The 15,313-nt window shown below is 72.3% G+C and carries 16 protein-coding genes; 4 read left to right on the top strand and 12 right to left on the bottom strand.

What is annotated here, in order from left to right; genetic code table 11:
- Nucleotides 1-10: 10 nt before the first annotated feature.
- The 8 genes from OWR29_RS30155 to pdxR form a co-directional block, all read right to left on the bottom strand.
- Complete coding sequence (locus tag OWR29_RS30155; RefSeq protein WP_267566715.1) at nucleotides 11-1,684, bottom strand: replication-associated recombination protein A; 1,674 nt, start codon at nucleotides 1,682-1,684, stop codon at nucleotides 11-13.
- A 122-nt stretch (nucleotides 1,685-1,806) separates the two neighbouring features.
- Nucleotides 1,807-2,022 (bottom strand): hypothetical protein, encoded by a 216-nt coding sequence (locus OWR29_RS30150; protein ID WP_267566714.1) that lies wholly within the window; start codon nucleotides 2,020-2,022, stop codon nucleotides 1,807-1,809.
- A gap of 82 nt (nucleotides 2,023-2,104) precedes the next feature.
- Nucleotides 2,105-2,770: a hypothetical protein gene (locus OWR29_RS30145; RefSeq protein ID WP_267566712.1), complete on the bottom strand. Its 666-nt coding sequence runs from the start codon at nucleotides 2,768-2,770 to the stop codon at nucleotides 2,105-2,107.
- The gene (locus tag OWR29_RS30140) at nucleotides 2,767-3,255 is read right to left on the bottom strand and encodes a GyrI-like domain-containing protein (protein WP_267566710.1); all 489 of its coding nucleotides are present in this window, start codon (nucleotides 3,253-3,255) and stop codon (nucleotides 2,767-2,769) included. Before OWR29_RS30140 ends, OWR29_RS30145 begins: the two co-directional genes overlap by 4 nt.
- 18 nt (nucleotides 3,256-3,273) lie before the next feature.
- Nucleotides 3,274-4,071, bottom strand: coding sequence for an SDR family oxidoreductase (locus OWR29_RS30135; RefSeq protein ID WP_267566709.1), 798 nt, complete (start codon nucleotides 4,069-4,071; stop codon nucleotides 3,274-3,276).
- A gap of 12 nt (nucleotides 4,072-4,083) precedes the next feature.
- Nucleotides 4,084-5,886, bottom strand: a complete 1,803-nt coding sequence (gene aspS, locus OWR29_RS30130; protein WP_267566707.1) for an aspartate--tRNA ligase — start codon at nucleotides 5,884-5,886, stop codon at nucleotides 4,084-4,086.
- A 67-nt stretch (nucleotides 5,887-5,953) separates the two neighbouring features.
- Nucleotides 5,954-6,649, bottom strand: coding sequence for a hypothetical protein (locus OWR29_RS30125; protein WP_267566706.1), 696 nt, complete (start codon nucleotides 6,647-6,649; stop codon nucleotides 5,954-5,956).
- 39 nt (nucleotides 6,650-6,688) lie between these two features.
- A complete protein-coding gene (gene pdxR, locus OWR29_RS30120; protein WP_267566705.1) occupies nucleotides 6,689-8,080 on the bottom strand; it encodes a MocR-like pyridoxine biosynthesis transcription factor PdxR in 1,392 nt (463 codons plus the stop codon).
- Nucleotides 8,081-8,127: 47 nt separating this feature from the next.
- On the opposite strand from pdxR, the gene OWR29_RS30115 reads away from it, so the two are divergent.
- A complete protein-coding gene (locus OWR29_RS30115; protein WP_267566704.1) occupies nucleotides 8,128-9,138 on the top strand; it encodes an aldo/keto reductase in 1,011 nt (336 codons plus the stop codon).
- A 3-nt stretch (nucleotides 9,139-9,141) separates the two neighbouring features.
- Here OWR29_RS30115 and OWR29_RS30110 read toward each other — a convergent pair whose 3' ends face one another.
- The 4 genes from OWR29_RS30110 to OWR29_RS30095 are packed head-to-tail and all read right to left on the bottom strand — an operon-like array spanning nucleotide 9,142 to nucleotide 13,050.
- Complete coding sequence (locus OWR29_RS30110) at nucleotides 9,142-9,891, bottom strand: 2-phosphosulfolactate phosphatase (protein WP_267566703.1); 750 nt, start codon at nucleotides 9,889-9,891, stop codon at nucleotides 9,142-9,144.
- On the bottom strand, nucleotides 9,891-11,069 hold the full coding sequence (locus tag OWR29_RS30105) for an alanine racemase (RefSeq protein WP_267566702.1): 1,179 nt from the start codon (nucleotides 11,067-11,069) through the stop codon (nucleotides 9,891-9,893). Before OWR29_RS30105 ends, OWR29_RS30110 begins: the two co-directional genes overlap by 1 nt.
- Nucleotides 11,056-11,490 (bottom strand): hemerythrin domain-containing protein, encoded by a 435-nt coding sequence (locus tag OWR29_RS30100; RefSeq protein WP_267566701.1) that lies wholly within the window; start codon nucleotides 11,488-11,490, stop codon nucleotides 11,056-11,058. Before OWR29_RS30100 ends, OWR29_RS30105 begins: the two co-directional genes overlap by 14 nt.
- Nucleotides 11,491-11,505: 15 nt before the next feature.
- The gene (locus OWR29_RS30095; RefSeq protein WP_267566700.1) at nucleotides 11,506-13,050 is read right to left on the bottom strand and encodes a beta-N-acetylhexosaminidase; all 1,545 of its coding nucleotides are present in this window, start codon (nucleotides 13,048-13,050) and stop codon (nucleotides 11,506-11,508) included.
- 188 nt (nucleotides 13,051-13,238) lie between these two features.
- On the opposite strand from OWR29_RS30095, the gene OWR29_RS30090 reads away from it, so the two are divergent.
- The 3 genes from OWR29_RS30090 to OWR29_RS30080 all read left to right on the top strand — a co-directional run bounded on the left by OWR29_RS30090 (nucleotide 13,239) and on the right by OWR29_RS30080 (nucleotide 15,232).
- Nucleotides 13,239-14,432 carry an amidohydrolase family protein gene (locus OWR29_RS30090; RefSeq protein WP_267566699.1) on the top strand — a complete coding sequence of 398 codons (1,194 nt, stop codon included), beginning with the start codon at nucleotides 13,239-13,241 and terminating at the stop codon, nucleotides 14,430-14,432.
- Between the two features lie 8 nt (nucleotides 14,433-14,440).
- On the top strand, nucleotides 14,441-14,821 hold the full coding sequence (locus OWR29_RS30085) for a RidA family protein (protein ID WP_267566698.1): 381 nt from the start codon (nucleotides 14,441-14,443) through the stop codon (nucleotides 14,819-14,821).
- Between the two features lie 108 nt (nucleotides 14,822-14,929).
- The gene (locus OWR29_RS30080; RefSeq protein WP_267566696.1) at nucleotides 14,930-15,232 is read left to right on the top strand and encodes an urease subunit gamma; all 303 of its coding nucleotides are present in this window, start codon (nucleotides 14,930-14,932) and stop codon (nucleotides 15,230-15,232) included.
- The last annotated feature ends 81 nt before the right edge of the window (nucleotides 15,233-15,313 follow it).

Genomic DNA, 15,313 nt, shown 5'->3' with positions numbered 1-15,313 from the left:
CCGCGCGGGGTCACGGCTGTTCCTCTCCGGCGGCTGAGCCGCTGTCGTCTGTGCGGTCCGTCCCTTCCGGGGCGGGCGAGCCCGGATCGGCGACGGTACCAGCCCCGGCTGTGGTCGCGCTCCCATCGGAGGCGGCCGATCCGGGATCGGCGCCGGCCGGTTCGGGCCGGTCCTGCTCCGGATCAGCCGCGATGGGGGTGGGCGGCTGATCCGGTGTGATGTTCGCGGCAAAGCGTCCCTCATCGGCGGCCGGGGCACCACCCGCCGCGCGGTCCGTCCCGGCTGCCGGAGCGTCCCCCGTACGCTGCGTGCCGGCAACGCCACGGACGATGCGCCGCAGCCGGGGCACCCGCTCCCCGATCGCCCGTTCGGCGCCGTGATCGGTCGGCTGGTAATACTCCGCGTCGGCCAGATCGTCGGGCAGATACTGCTGCTTCACCACTCCGCGGGGGTCGTCGTGCGGATAGCGATAACCTCGGCCGTGCCCTAATCCGCGCGCGCCCGGGTAGTGCGCGTCGCGCAGGGCCGACGGCACCGCCCCGCCCCGCCCGGCCCGTACGTCGGCCATGGCCGCGCCGATCGCCGTGGTGGCGCTGTTGGACTTGGGGGCGGTCGCCATGTGGATGACGGCCTGGGCCAGGTTGAGCCCGGCCTCGGGCAGCCCGATCAGCTGGACGGCCTGGGCCGCCGCCGTCGCCACCAGCAGCGCCTGCGGGTCGGCCATGCCCACGTCCTCGCTGGCGAAGATGACGATGCGCCGGGCGATGAAGCGCGGATCTTCGCCGGCCACCAGCATCCGGGCCAGCCAGTGCAGTGCCGCGTCGGGGTCGCTGCCGCGCATGCTCTTGATGAACGCGCTGGTCACGTCGTAGTGCGCGTCGCCGTCGCGGTCGTAGCGGACGGCCGCCACGTCGACCGCCTTCTCGGCCGTGGCGAGGTCGATCTCTTTCACGCCCTGGGCCACGGCCGAACCGGCCGCCGCTTCCAGGGCCGTGAGCGCCTTGCGGACATCGCCGGATGCCAGCCGTACGAGGTGCTCTTCAGCCTCTTCGGAGAGCGTGACCGCCCCGCCCAGCCCGCGTTCGTCGGTGACCGCGCGACGCAGCAGCCCGCGCACGTCGTCGTCGTCGAGCGCCTGCAGCGTCAGCAGCACACAGCGCGAGAGCAAGGGCGAGATGACCGAGAAGTACGGGTTCTCCGTGGTAGCCGCGAGCAGGGTGACCGTACGGTCTTCCACCGCGGCGAGAAGCGAGTCCTGCTGGGTCTTGCTGAACCGGTGAACCTCGTCGATGAACAGCACGGTCGGCGGCCCGCCGTAGCGGCGCTCGCGGCGAGCGGTGTCGATCACCGCGCGGACGTCCTTCACCCCGGCCGACAGCGCCGACATGGCGACGAATTTGCGGTTGGTGGCCCCCGCGACGAGGTGGGCGATCGTGGTCTTGCCCGTGCCGGGCGGTCCCCACAGGATCACCGACATGGGACTGGCCCCGGTGACCAGCTGACGCAGCGGCGCCCCGGGGGCGAGCAGGTGTTCCTGACCGACGAGCTCGTCGAGCGAGGCGGGCCGCATCCGCACCGGCAGCGGGGAGTCGGCCGCCGGAGCGCCGAAGCCGGTGGCCGGGGCCGCGGCCGCGGCCGGAGTGGCATCAGGCTGCGCCAACGAGAAGAGGCCGTCACTTTCCATCGGCAGAAACAGTACCGGCCCGCCGATACGGGATGCGAAATCCACGTAGCGGCGGGCCGGGGTGCGAGCCGTGCCAGGCGGGGCGCCGGTGGCTCGCGGGGGGTGGTTGTGCGGGGACGGGCTCAGCCTCGTCCGGGGCGGCGGCCGTAGAAGCGGCGGCCGCTGCTGTTGCCGGCCCGCGGCCCGCTGCCCACGCCCGCCAGGTAGAGGGCGAGCAGCAGCAGTCCGAGCGAGGCCATGGTCTGGAAGTTGAACAGGTCGGGGGCGCCCAGGTTGGTGTCGAGCAGGTCCAGCAGGAGCCAGACTCCGAAGACGACAGCGGCGGCGATGGCAAGCATTATGTTTCCTCCGGGGGTGAGAGCCGTGTCACGCAAATACCCCGCAGCGGCTCTTGCGCAAACTCCACCCTGGAGTGGGTGATCAAGGCAACGCATTGACCGCCTTCGCGATCAACAGGATGGCGATCAGCAACGCGATGGCCGACTCGAGGGCCATCGCCGACTTCGCCCAGCGCGACAGCGGCAACGTGTCGGTCGGGCTGAACGCGGTCGCGTTGGTGAACGCGACATAGAGATAGTCGACGAAGTACGGCTCCCAGTCCTTCGGCGCCAGCTCGGGCGAGGTCATCGGCGGGAAGAGAAAGTCCGGGTACGGGTCCTCGCCTCGCGCCCGGCGGGCCGGCCCCCCGCGGTCCAGCTCCCAGAACCACACCGCGAAAGACAGCACATTGAGCACGTAGATCGCGCCGCCCACCGCCACCAGGTGAGCCGCCGAGCCGGTGTCGTGCCCGGTCAGGATGTCCCGCACCAGCATCGCCACCGCCCACGCGTTGCCCAGGCTGGCCAGCGCGATCAGGCCGAGGGCGACCAGGCGCAGGGCCGGGGTGTCGCGCTTGATCCGCCGCGGGTCGGCCGCGACCAGCACCACCGCCATCACGACCTCGATCACCGGCAGCAGCCAGCGCGGGCCGAGGGTGAGCCGGTCGGGCAGCATGAGCTGGATCGCGACCATCGCGCCGACGGCGAGCGCGGCCGGCCACCGGGCTTCCGGGTCGGTGCGGCGGCGCCAGGCCGGCTTGTCAGTCACTCCGCGAGCTTGAAGAACAGGTCGGTGCGCCACTTGTGCATGTCGGGTTCCTCGGCCGGGTTCGACATCAGCACCTCGAGCCGGCAGCCCCACACCTCACCCGTCGGGGTGGGCTGCATGTCCCACTGCAGACCCTGGTCGCGGGCCCAGTCGAGCATGCGGCCGGTGACCGCCATCAGCTCGTCGGGGTGGCCGACGTGGCTGACCGTCACGTAGCGGCCGGCGGGCAGCGTCTCGACGAACATCGGGGCCGCGGGCTCGACCCGCTCGGCGATCGGGATGCCCGCCTCGACCACCAGGTCGGCCGACATGTCGATCACCCGGTAACGGAAGAACGGGGCGCCGGTCACCGGCACCCCGCGTTCCCCGAGCCGGGCGAACATGGCCGGCAGGTGGTCGGCCACCCGCGCGAACTGCGTCATGGTGATGCTCTCGCGGCGGCCCACGTACGGCTGCTCGCCCAGCTCGACAATCTTCGGCTCCACCGGCCCAGTCTCACACGATCACGAAGCGATGGCGGAGACCGGCCGGAGCGGCGTGCGCAGCACCGTACGGGCCAGCGACGTGTCGAGCCGCACGTCGAGCGGACGCGGTCCGAGGCCGCCCTCGGCGCTGAGTCCGACCGGCAGCGTGTCCGGGTCGAGGCCGTGCGCGCGGGCGACCAGCCGTCCGAAGTCGGCGCGGTTGATCGCCTCGGGACCGGCCACGTTGATGATGCCCGCGAACCGTGAATCGGCCAGTTCGAGCAGCGCCCCGGCCAGGTCGGCGACGTGGATCGGGCAGCGGATCTCGTCGCTGAACAGCATGCCGCGCCCGCCGTTGAGCAGGCTCAGCACGAACGACTCGTGCCCGCTGTTGTCGCCGCCCCAGATGAGTGAGGTACGCACGATGACCGCGGACGGGTCGATCGCCGCCACCGCCGTCTCGGCCGCCGCCTTGGCCGCCCCGTACAGGGAAACCGGGGTTGGCTCGTCGCTTTCGGTGTACGGCGTCGGCCGGCCCGCGTGCAGGGCGTCGGTGGAGACGTGCACCAGCCGGGCCCCGACCGCCACCGCCTCGGCGGCCACTGTGGCCGCACCGTCGGCCTCGACCCGCCAGCCACCACGTGTGCTGTTGATAACGAGCTTGGGCCGTACGGCGGAGATGAGCGCACGGACCGCCTTGCGATCAGTGATGTCGACCGGCACCCACCCACCCGCGGCGGTGGTGGCCGTTCCCACCACCGCCTGGTCGGTGGCCGTCGCCTGACGGGCCAGTTCGGAGCCGAGGAAACCGGACGCGCCGACGATAAGAGTGCTCACGCGTCGATCAAATCAGTTCGAGCGCTCCACGGGAACAGCCTGACCGTCGGTGCCGGGTGTGACGCCGGTCGGCTTGGGCTTGGCGTCAATGCCCGCCTCGAGCCGCTGCTGCGCGGTGATCGGGGTGGGCGCCGTGGTCAGCGGGTCGTAGCCGCCCCGCGTCTTGGGGAACGCGATGACCTCGCGGATCGACTCGTTGCCGCTGAGCAGCATGCAGGTGCGGTCCCAGCCGAGCGCGATGCCGGCGTGCGGCGGCGGGCCGTACTTGAACGCCTCGAGCAGGAAGCCGAACTTGTCCTGCGCCTCTTCCGGCGAGATGCCGAGCAGGTCGAAGACCCGGCTCTGCACGTCGGCCCGGTGGATACGGACGCTGCCGCCGCCGATCTCGTTGCCGTTGACGACGATGTCGTACGCGTAGGCCAGCGCCTGGTCGGGCGCCTCCTCAAAGCGGTCCAGCCACTCGGCGTTGGGCGAGGTGAAGGGGTGGTGGACCGCCGTCCAGCCGCCCTCGTCGGTCTTCTCGAACATCGGGGCGTCGACGACCCAGCAGAACGCCCAGGCCGACTCGTCGATCAGGCCGGAGCGCTTGGCGATCTCGATGCGGGCCGCGCCGAGCAGTTCCTGCGCCTCGCGGCGCTCGGTGGCGGCGGCGAAGAAGATCGCGTCGCCGGGCTTGGCGCCGACGGCGTCGGCCAGGCCGGACAGGTGCTCGGCGGACAGGTTCTTGGCCACCGGGCCACGGGGCTCGCCCGTTTCGGCGTCGAGCACGACGTACGCGAGACCACGCGCGCCGCGGGCCTTGGCCCAGTCCTGCCAGCCGTCGAGCTCCTTGCGGGTCTGCGAGGCGCCGCCCGGCATGACGACCGCGCCGACGTAGCCGCCGGCCGCGATGGCCCCGGCGAAGACGCGGAACTCCGTGCCCTTCAGGTACGAGGTCAGTTCGTTCAGCTCGACGCCGTAGCGCAGGTCGGGCTTGTCGGAGCCGTAGCGGTTCATCGCGTCGGTCCAGGTGATGCGCGGGATCGGCAGCTGCACCTGGTAACCGGCGAGCTCGCTCCACAGCCGGGAGACGATTTCTTCGCCGAGCGCGATGATGTCGTCCTGCGTCACGAACGACATCTCGATGTCGAGCTGGGTGAACTCGGGCTGCCGGTCGGCCCGGAAGTCCTCGTCGCGGTAGCAGCGGGCGATCTGGTAGTACCGCTCCATGCCGGCCACCATGAGCAGCTGCTTGAACAGCTGGGGCGACTGGGGCAGGGCGTACCAGGTGCCGGGCTGCAGCCGGACCGGGACCAGGAAGTCGCGCGCGCCCTCGGGCGTCGACCGGGTCAGGGTCGGCGTCTCGATCTCGTTGAAGTCGCGGGCGTGCAGCACCTCGCGGGCGATCTGGTTGGCCCGCGAGCGCAGCCGCAGCGCGTTGGCCGGGCCGGAGCGGCGCAGGTCGAGGTAGCGGTACTTGAGCCGCAGGTCGTCGGACGCGGTGATCGTGTCGTCGACCGGCAGCGGCAGCGGGGCCGCCTCGGAGAGGACGGTGAGCTGCGAGGCCACCACCTCGATCTCGCCGGTGGCCAGCTCGGGGTTGGCGTTGCCCTCGGGCCGGGCGTTCACCTCACCCACCACGAGCACGCAGAACTCGTTGCGCAGGGCGTGCGCGTCCTCCTCGCGGAAGACGACCTGGACCACGCCCGAGGCGTCGCGGAGGTCGACGAAGATGACACCGCCGTGGTCACGCCGGCGGGCCACCCACCCGGCGAGCGTCACCGTCGTGCCGGCGTCGCTCGCGCGCAGGGTGCCGGCGTCATGGGTACGAATCACGGGAAGCTCCTCACGGCGGTCACAGGTCCACCCCGCATTCTGTCAGGAGCGCCACCGGCAACCGTCGTCAGGCCGCCACCTTCCACGAGGTGGCCCGCATCCCGGCCGTGCCGGCCCGGCCCACATCCATGACCTCGACGAGCACCATGCGGGCCGGGGTGGCCGCGGTCAGCACGCAGAGAACCGACCCCTTGCGTACGGGGACACTCGCCCCCGGCCCGATCGGGCTGGTCCGGATGGCCCGCGCGCACCCCGCCGCGTCCAGATCCGTGCTTCTGACCTGGCTGCCGCCGGCCGCGCCGGCTCCCAGCATGAAGCTCGGCGGCGAATCCCCGCAGCGGCTGTCGTACCTCAGGTCGCCGACCTTCTCGGCGGCGTTGGAGCGCGGCTCGTCGAGGTCCAGGAACATGACCGCCGAGCACCCCACCTGCACTCGCAGGGGCTCCTGGGCGTACGAGACGTCGAAGGTCTCCGAGTGCGCCGGGCCCGCCGCCACCGGCCCCGGCCGCTCGAGGGCCACCCGGGCCAGGTTCGCCGCCCGCCACGCGACGAAGATCGCCACCCCGGCCACGTTGAGCGCGAACAGCGCCAGCAGCACGGCCAGGAAGACGGCCCGGCCCGGCCGCCCGGCCCGCCCGATCCGCTCGGTCGGCCCGTCCGGAATAGGTGGCTCCGCGTCGTCCGGCTTGGGCTTGGCCGGGTTCATCGGATAGGGGTCGCGGGCCCTGGGCGGGGTGTTGTTCGTGGCGCGAAAGGTCGACATCGGCGGCTCCGCACGCTCGGCAAACCGGATGAAGCGACCCTAAGCCGACGAAACCCCGGCCTCCCATCCCCCGGCAAGGCGACTGACCGACGCCAATACGGCCACCGCCCGGGGTATGGCGGCATCGCCGATGTTGCCGTACCCGAGCACCAGCCCCGGCGGTCCGGGCGCGGTCCGGTAGTCGGCCAGCGTCATCACGCCCACCCCGGCGTCACGAGCCGCGGCGGCCACCGCTGTTTCGTCCAGGCCGGGCCACGAGCACACCACGTGCAGCCCGGCCGAGATTCCCTGCGTCGTCGCGCCCGGCAGGTGACGCGCCAGCTCGGCGATCAGCCGGTCCCGGCGGGCGCGGTACCGCTGCCGGGTCCGGTGCAGGTGCCGGTCGTAGCGGCCGGCCGCCACGAACGACGCGAACGCTGCCTGGTCGATCACCGACGGCCCCGGGTCGGCCGCCACCGCCGTACGCCAAGCAAGCGGGACCACCGCCCAGCCGACACCGACCGCCGGGGCCAGGGTCTTGTGGGCCGAGCCGGTCAGCGCCACCCGTTCCGGGTCGAGGCCCTGCAGGCAGCCCACCGGCTTACGGTCGTAGCGGAACTCGCTGTCGTACTCGTCCTCGATGATCAGGCCGTCCACATCCCGGGCCCAGTCGATCAGCGCGGCGCGGCGGGCCGGCGACAGCACCACGCCGGTCGGGAACTGGTGGGCGGGCGACAACAACACCGCCCGTACGCGGGAAGGAAGCTCAGCCACCCGCAGGCCCTCAGCGTCCACCGGAACCGGCCGCGGCCGCAGGCCGGCCGCGGAAACGGCCGACCGCAACGCGCCCCACCCCGGGTCCTCCACCGCGATCTCGCGATGACCGCCCGCCGCCAGCCCGCGGCCCAGCCGGCCGACGGCGTCCCGGATGCCGCCGCAGATCACTACCGAAGAGGCCGAGGCGACCGCGCCTCGCGACCGCACCAGATAGTCGGCCAGCACGGCCCGCAGCCCCGGCAGGCCGCCCGGCGGCGGATACCCGAGATCGGCGTCGGCGGCCGCCCGGGCCAGCGCGTCGGCCCATTGCCGGCGCGGGAAGGCCCGCAGATCGGGCAGGCCCGGAGCCAAGTCGAACCGTGGACGGCTCGCCGGCGCGGGTGCCACCGGCGGCGACGGATCGACGCCGGCCGACCACCGAACCCGGGTGGCCGAACCGGTCCGGCCGGTCACGTACCCCTCGGTCGCCAATTGCGCGTACGCCTGCGTGACCACCCACCGCGAACAGCCCAGCACCGGCGCCAGCACCCGGCTCGGCGGCAGCGCGGCCCCGGTGGCCAACCGCCCCGATCGGATCGCCGCCCGCAGCGCGGTGGCCAGAGCGACGTGCCGCGGACCCGGGGCGGGCAGCTCGAGCAGCGTCTCCCAGGCCGAATCGGTACGGGAATCCGGCATGACATTGGATCGTAGAACCGGACCGATCCGGCCGTAGGGTCGGCCGCATGCGCTATCGATTCCTGGGACGCACGTCGCTGGCCGTCAGCGAGCTCTGCCTGGGCGCCATGACCTTCGGCCGCGAGGCGACCGAGGAGACCAGCCACCGCATGCTGGACCACTTCGCCGAGGCGGGCGGCACCTTTCTCGACACGGCCGACGCGTACGGGGGCGGCCGTTCCGAAGAGATCGTCGGCCGCTGGCTCAAGCAGCACGACCGCGACGACTGGGTGATCTCGACCAAGGTGCGCTGGGGTCCCGGCGGCAACCGCGAAGGCCTCGGCCGCAAGCACGTGCTGGCCGCCGCCGAGGGCAGCCTGCGCCGCCTGGGCACCGGCCACATCGACCTCTACCACGTGCACGGGTGGGACCCGGCGGCATCGGTGGAGGAGGTCGTGCGCACCCTCGACCTGCTGGTGACCAGCGGCAAGGTGCGCTACCTGGCCGTCAGCAACTGGGCCGCGTGGCAGATCCAGAAGGCGCTGGGCGTCGCCGACAAACGCGGATGGGAGCCGTTCGCGGCCGTCCAGCCCCGCTACAACCTGCTCGACCGCGAGTTCGAGTGGGAGCAGGGCCCGCTCGCGGCCGACGCCGGCCTGGGTGTGCTGCCGTGGAGCCCGCTACGCGGGGGCTGGCTGACCGGGCGCTACCAGCGGGGCGGGTCGGCGCCGGCGGGCAGCCGCATCGGCCTGGCCGCGAGCGAGAACTGGGGCGAGCGGTGGGCCGTCTACGACAACGACCGGACGTGGCGGGTGCTCGGCGAACTGGCCGCGGTGGCGCGAGAGGCGGGTCGTGAGCAGGCCCAGGTGGCCCTCAACTGGCTGCTGAGCCGGCCGACGGTGACCGCCCCCATCATCGGCGCGCGCGATCCGGCCCAGCTGGAGTCCAATCTGGGCGCCACCGACTGGGATCTGGACGCGGCACTGGTCGAGCGGTTGAACGCGGTCACCGCGATCGACCCACTTCCTTTCCCGTACGACACACTCGCCAACAGCGGCCACAGCCCCGCACGCGAGTAGTCGTCAGAAGGCGGGCACGAACCACCCGTCCCGCAGCACCGGCACCACCGGCCCGGCGCCCACGGCGGCGGCCACCGAGACGTCGCCCGCGAAACCGTTGACCCGCAGCTCGCGACCGCTCACCGACTCCGGCAGGGCGGTCGCGAGCTGATCGGCCACGCCCCGGTACGCGGCCATCGCCGTCAGCGCCTCGGGCGAGAACCCGTCGGCCCCGTCCACATCGGCCAGTGCCGCCAGGAACGCCCCCGCGCCCCACAGATCCTCGACCGCGGGCCGCAACGACCCGTCGGGCCACCGCTCCCCGGCCGCCACCACAGCCACCGGACGGCCGGCGGCCCGCTCGGCCACCCAGGCGGCGGCGACGGCCGCGTTGCGCAGGCACACGCCGACCACCGTGGCGCCGGCGTCGGCCAGCCGGGCCGAGATGGCCGAGCCGTTGGGTGACGGCAGCACCAGGCGATCGATCTTGGCGGCCTCCAGGTCGGTGTGCAGGATGCTCTCGGGCGACAGCGTGATCTGCCCCGGCCCGGCCTGCGACCGCAGCACGGCCAGCATCGCCCCGTGCAGCCGGGCCACGGCCACCGCCGAGTCGTCCCGCCAACGGTAGGGCAGCACGCTGATGCCCTGCTCGATCGCCACCGTCAGCGTCGTCGTGAACGACAGCACGTCGACGACGGCGACGAAGGCCGCCCCGGTCGCCACCGCGTCGGCCCCCACCGGACCCCAGTCGAAACGCACGTCGGCGACGGCCATCAGAAGTAGGTGGCCAGCACGTCGACCACGCGCCGGTCCTCGTCGACGACCGGGATGTGCCGCCATTTGTCGAAGGCCGTGCACGGATGCGAGATGCCGAACCGCACCAGGTCCCCCGGTTCGAGCCGAGCGTCGCCCGTGGACAGATAGGTGTGGTGGTCGTTGAGCTTGGTCACCTCGACGCCGGTGGCCGCCTCGGACGAGCCGTCCGCGCGCCGGATCTCCATCGGCACCGGCAGCCCCTCGTCGAACGGCGCGTCCCGCTTGCCCATCCCGGCCAGGGCCAGCCCCGGTTCGGGAGTCGAGATCACCTGCGCCCACAGGTCGAGCGCGGCCGCCAGCGGGCCCTCCTCGGGCACCCGCAGGAAGGGCGTGCGCTCGCGGTAGAAGCCGTCGTCGTGGGTCACCGAGGCGCCGCTGCGCAGCAGGAGCAGGGCGTCGGCGTCGATCCGGGCCACGACCCGGTCGAACCACGCGCTGCCGCCGGCCGACAGGATCGGGCGCCGCGGCAGCAGACCCGCCTCTTTGAGCCGGGCGAACCCGGCCACGACGTGGTCGAGGAAGTCGTCGACCTCGCGCTCGGTGCGCAATTGACCCTCGTACGCGGTGAGACCGGCCAGTTCGAGGCCGGGCGCAGCCGCGACCGCGCGCGCCACGACCTCCAGCCCTTCGAGGGTCCGGATCCCCGTGCGTCCGTGGTCGTGCCCCTGCTCGACGAGAACCCGCAGCGAGCCCGCGGCGGCGGCCTGCGCGGCCACGGTCACCCCGGCCAGCGAGTCGACCTGCAGATAGATCTCGTCCTGCTGGGCCAGCCAGCGCAGCGCCGTCGGGTCCAGCACCTCGTTGGCGATCAGCACCCGCGGCACGCCCAGCTTGCGCAGCACGAGGGCCTGGTTCGGGGTGGCCACGGTCATCCCCCACGCCCCGGCCTCCATCTGCCTGGCCAGCAGCCCGGGGGCCATGGTCGTCTTGGCGTGCGGGGCGAACTCCCAGCCGTGCCGCCGGGTGTACGCGGCCATGGTCGCGATGTTGGCCTCGGCCGCGTCCCGTCGCAGCACGAGCAGCGGCCACGTGAACAGCCCGCCGAACAGGCTCGGCTTGTCCTCGAGCGGGAACGTGCCCTCGGGCAGCCAGAACCCCTTGCTGCGCCAGTCGACGACCACCTCAGGAACGTCCATCCTCAACCTCGATTCCCAGGTCGCCGAGCGGTTCGAGCGCGTTGAGCACGCCCGTCAGCCGCTTCTCCTCACCGATGAAATGCGTCTCGAGCACAGCGCTGAGCCCGTCCAGTTCCTCGTGCGTGGTGGCCGCCTCGAGCCGCTGCAGCATCCCCGCGATGATCTCGTGGTCGCGCCGCAGGTCGCTCAGGAACTCGGCCATCTCGGGGTGCCGGTCGGTCAGCAGCGGGAACACGTTCGCGTCCTCGGCCGTGTGGTGTTTCGTCACCGCGGTGCACAGGGTGAGGCAGTGCAGCCGCAGGTCACGGCCCTCGTCGAGCGCGTCGTAGAGGTCGTCGACCATCTCGCGCAGGCGCAGGTGCGCGCCGATCAGTTGGTTGCCGTAGGCGCGGAACCGAGTCCGCTCATCGTCGTAACCCATGCTCCGCCCAGCTCATCAGGCTAGCTTCGACCGGTCAAGGCGGGCCGTCATCTCAGCCAGCTCGGCCAGGCGATCCTGCAGCTCACGGGGGTTGCCCGGGGCGTCAGGTCGGGCGTCCCACGGGCGCGGGCCGCTCACCGGGCGATAGTTGACCGCCAATGCGTCCAGCCGCTCCAGATGCCCGGGCAGCCGGGCCTCGAACGACGCGTACGACCGGCCGGGGGCGTCCCACACGGCCTCGGCGAACGCGCTGAGCCGCGGATACGTCATGTAGTCGACCTGGCGCGCCGTCTCCATGTGTTCCGTCCACACATTCGCCTGCCCACCCAGCACCAGTTCCCGCTCGGCCTCCGACAACCCTTCCGGTACGGCGGAGAACGCGTACACCTCGGCCAGGCTCAGCAACGTGCCCACCGGGGTCGGCTCGCCCGGATCATCGGACTGGCGGTAGTCCAGGTACACCGAGATGTCCGGGCACGACACGACCTGGTGCCCCGAACGGGCCGCGATCGTCGTCGGTTCCGCCCCGCGCCAGGCCGCCACCACCGCCCCGGCCGGAGCCCCGCCCTCCAGGATCTCGTCCCACCCGTAGATCCGCCGTCCCCGCGCGGCCAGGTGCTCGGCCATCAGCGCGGTGAAGGCCGGCTGCCGGTCCTCGCCGCCCCACTCGTCGCGCGGGCACTCGTCGCCGCCGATGCCGATCAGCTCCGACGGGAAGAGCTCGCACAGTTCGTCGAGCACGTCCCGGCAGAAGCGCAGCGCCTCGTCGCCCAGGTTGAGCACATGCGACGAGATGCCCCACCCCGTCCGTACGCCGCCTTCGAAACCATTTCCGAGCTTCGGGTACGCCGCCACGGCCGCCTGCATGTGGCCGGGCATATCCACCTCGGGCACCACCCGGACGTGCCGCTCCCCCGCGTAGGCGACGATCTCGCGCAGATCGCCGGCCGTGTAGAACCCGCCGTGCGGCCGGCCGTCGAACCGGGCGTGCTGCCGGGCGCCCAGCATCGACTCGGAGCGCCACGCGCCCACCTCGGTGAGCCGCGGCCACCCCGGCACCGGCAGCCGCCAGCCCTGGTCGTCGGTGAGGTGCAGGTGCAGCACGTTGAGCTTGTGGAAGGCGGCCAGGTCGACGAAGCGCAGCACGTCGGCCACGGGCATGAAGTGCCGGGCCACGTCGAGCATCACCCCTCGCCAGCCGAACCGCGGCCGGTCGCTGATCGTGACGGCCGGAACCGCCCAGCCGACCGGGCCGGCCCGGCGCAATGCCTGCGGCGGCAGCAGCTGGCGCAGGGTCTGACCGCCGTAGAAGACGCCCGCGGCCGACCCGCCAGTGATCTCCAGCCTTTCCGGGGTGCATCTGACCTCGTACGCCTCGGGACCCAGGGCCGGATCGACCCGCAAGCCGACACCGCCCCCGCCCGGCGCGAGTGGCAGGCGCAGCGTGGTGCGAAGCCACGAGGCGACACCGGCCAGTTCCGCCGGCGCGTCGAGAAGCGTGTCCGCGCCCAGGGCGAAGGCGCCTTCGGCGGCAACCATCGAGACCGGCTCAGGGATCATGATCATTACCCTAGGGCCCGTCTTGCCGATCACGTGGGAGCGAGGCGCGGCCGCAGAGCGGTCGCATACCAGGGTTGTATGTGGCCGTTCTGCGGACGCCGTCAGGCGCCGCCTGGGCCTCGCCGCAGCCCCGCGTGATCGGCAAGACGGGCCCTGCATTCGAGTAGGGTCGGGCCGGGAGGGGTGAGGTGACCTACGACCTGCTGCTGACCGGGGGCGAGCCGTTCGATGTGGCCGTCACCGACGGGGTGATCGCCGCGGTGGGCCCGTCCCTGCCGCGCGACGCCCGCATCGTGACCGACGTGACCGGCAAGCTGGTCACGCCCGGGCTGATCGACCTGCACACCCACGTCGGGCCGGGCTACTGGGGCATCGACCCCGACCCGATCGCCTGGCGCACCGGCGTCACCACCTGGGTCGACGCGGGCTCGACCGGGGCGTACACGTTCGAGGGCCTGCGGCGCGCCTTCCACGAGGTACGCGTGCCGGTGCTGCTCAACATCTCGGCCGTCGGCCTGGCCGGGCGCACCGGCGAGAGCCGCGACCTGAGCAACTGCGACGTGCCGCTGGCCATCGACACCGTGCAGCAGCACCGGTCCCGGATCCGCGGCATCAAGGTGCGCATCGACCGCGAGACGGTGGGCGACAACGGCGTCGAGCCGCTGCGCCGGGGCATCGCCGTCGGTGAGGCCTGCGGGGTGCCGGTGATGGTCCACATCGGCACCACCCCGCCCGCGCTCGACGAGGTGCTGGAGCTGCTGCGCCCGGGCGACATCATGACGCACTGCGCCAGCGGTCTGGCCTCGCCGTTAGGGCCGGCGGTGCGCGCGGCGGTCGATCGCGGGGTGCTGCTCGACCTGGGGCACGGCTCGGGTGCGTTCGCGTTCGACGTACTGGAAAGGCAGTTGGATCTGGGTCTGGCCCCGCACACCGTCTCGACCGACCTGCACTGCCGCTCGCTGACCGGCCCGGTTTTCGACCTGCCGACCACGATGGCCAAGCTGCTGGCGGTCGGCATGCCGCTGGGCACTGTGCTCGAGAAGGTGACCGCCGCGCCCGCCCGCGCGCTCGGCCTGGACGGCGGCTCGCTGACCGTGGGCGCGCCGGCCGACCTGGCGGTCTTCGACGTCCGCGAGGAAGAGCACGAGCTGGTCGACTCCCACCTGCAGGTGCGCACTTCGCCCGTACGGCTGGTGAACGTGGCCACGTACGTCGGTGGACGTTTGCTGCCACCGGCCTGGCCCCAAGACCCTCCGCCGTGGGTGCCGCTCACCGATTCTCAGCGCGACGCCCTCGCGCGACGGGCCTCGCGCCTACGCGAGCTGCTGAACGAGCCGCTCGTCGACGCCACCGGACTAGCCGAACAATTCCCACGTCACTAGGAGAAAGCATGCCCAAGCGCGCCATCAAGGCCACGAACGCGGCCCCCGCCGGCGGCCCCTACTCGCACGCCGTCGTCGCCGGCGACTTCATCTACCTGGCCGGCGCCGTGCCCGCCGAACCCGACGGCACCCGGGTCACCGGCAGCTTCGCCGACCAGGCCCACGCCGCCTTCCGCAACCTGGCCGCCGTGGCCGAGGAGGCCGGCTCGAGCCTCGACCAGGCCGTCCGGCTCGGCGTCTACCTGCGCGACTTCGACGACTTCGCCGAGATGAACGAGATCTACCCCCAGTACATCAAGGGCGACAACCTGCCCGTACGCACGACGCTGCCGGTTCCCCTGGTCGGCTTCGACATCGAGATCGACGCCGTCCTCTACACCGGACCCTGAGTTTCGCCCCCGGTGTGGCGCTCCGGCCTGCTTTGATCGACAGGGCGGGTAACACGCAGGAAATGTCGAACTGCGAGCATCGCGGGGCGCTACCCAGGGGAGGTCCGCTTGTTCCTCAGCCAGCACGAGCAGGAACGCCTGCTCATCCACGTCGCCGCCGACGTGGCCCGCCGCCGGCAGGAGCGCGGCCTCAAACTCAACCACCCCGAAGCGACCGCCATCATCGTGGCGTTCCTGCTGGAAGGTGCCCGAGACGGCCGCACAGTAGCCGACCTGATGGACGCCGGTCGTCGAGTCCTGACCCGGGACGACGTCATGCCCGGCGTCCCCGAAATGCTGCCGGAAGTGCAGGTCGAAGCCACCTTCCCGGACGGCACCAAGCTGGTCACCGTCCACGGCCCGATCTCATGACGGCCGCTCTCGATCTTGAACAGCCCGGCGTGCCATCCCTAGCCCCCTCCCGCCAAGGGGCATGGGTGGGGACGGTACGCC

The sequence above is a fragment of the Paractinoplanes pyxinae genome (assembly GCF_026626335.1).
Classification (GTDB): Bacteria; Actinomycetota; Actinomycetes; order Mycobacteriales; family Micromonosporaceae; genus Actinoplanes; species Actinoplanes pyxinae.
The sequence above is the reverse complement of the archived record's forward strand: the minus strand, read 5'-3'. Positions and strand labels throughout refer to the sequence as shown.

Bases quoted from the DNA above. Each gene is read 5' to 3' on its own strand.
- OWR29_RS30155 (WP_267566715.1), bottom strand. From the start codon at position 1,684: ATGGAAAGTGACGGCCTCTTCTCGTTGGCGCAGCCTGATGCCACTCCG.
- OWR29_RS30150 (WP_267566714.1), bottom strand. From the start codon at position 2,022: ATGCTTGCCATCGCCGCCGCTGTCGTCTTCGGAGTCTGGCTCCTGCTG.
- OWR29_RS30125 (WP_267566706.1), bottom strand. From the start codon at position 6,649: ATGTCGACCTTTCGCGCCACGAACAACACCCCGCCCAGGGCCCGCGAC.
- pdxR (WP_267566705.1), bottom strand. From the start codon at position 8,080: ATGCCGGATTCCCGTACCGATTCGGCCTGGGAGACGCTGCTCGAGCTG.
- OWR29_RS30115 (WP_267566704.1), top strand. From the start codon at position 8,128: ATGCGCTATCGATTCCTGGGACGCACGTCGCTGGCCGTCAGCGAGCTC.
- OWR29_RS30110 (WP_267566703.1), bottom strand. From the start codon at position 9,891: ATGGCCGTCGCCGACGTGCGTTTCGACTGGGGTCCGGTGGGGGCCGAC.
- OWR29_RS30105 (WP_267566702.1), bottom strand. From the start codon at position 11,069: ATGGACGTTCCTGAGGTGGTCGTCGACTGGCGCAGCAAGGGGTTCTGG.
- OWR29_RS30100 (WP_267566701.1), bottom strand. From the start codon at position 11,490: ATGGGTTACGACGATGAGCGGACTCGGTTCCGCGCCTACGGCAACCAA.
- OWR29_RS30095 (WP_267566700.1), bottom strand. From the start codon at position 13,050: ATGATCCCTGAGCCGGTCTCGATGGTTGCCGCCGAAGGCGCCTTCGCC.
- OWR29_RS30085 (WP_267566698.1), top strand. From the start codon at position 14,441: ATGCCCAAGCGCGCCATCAAGGCCACGAACGCGGCCCCCGCCGGCGGC.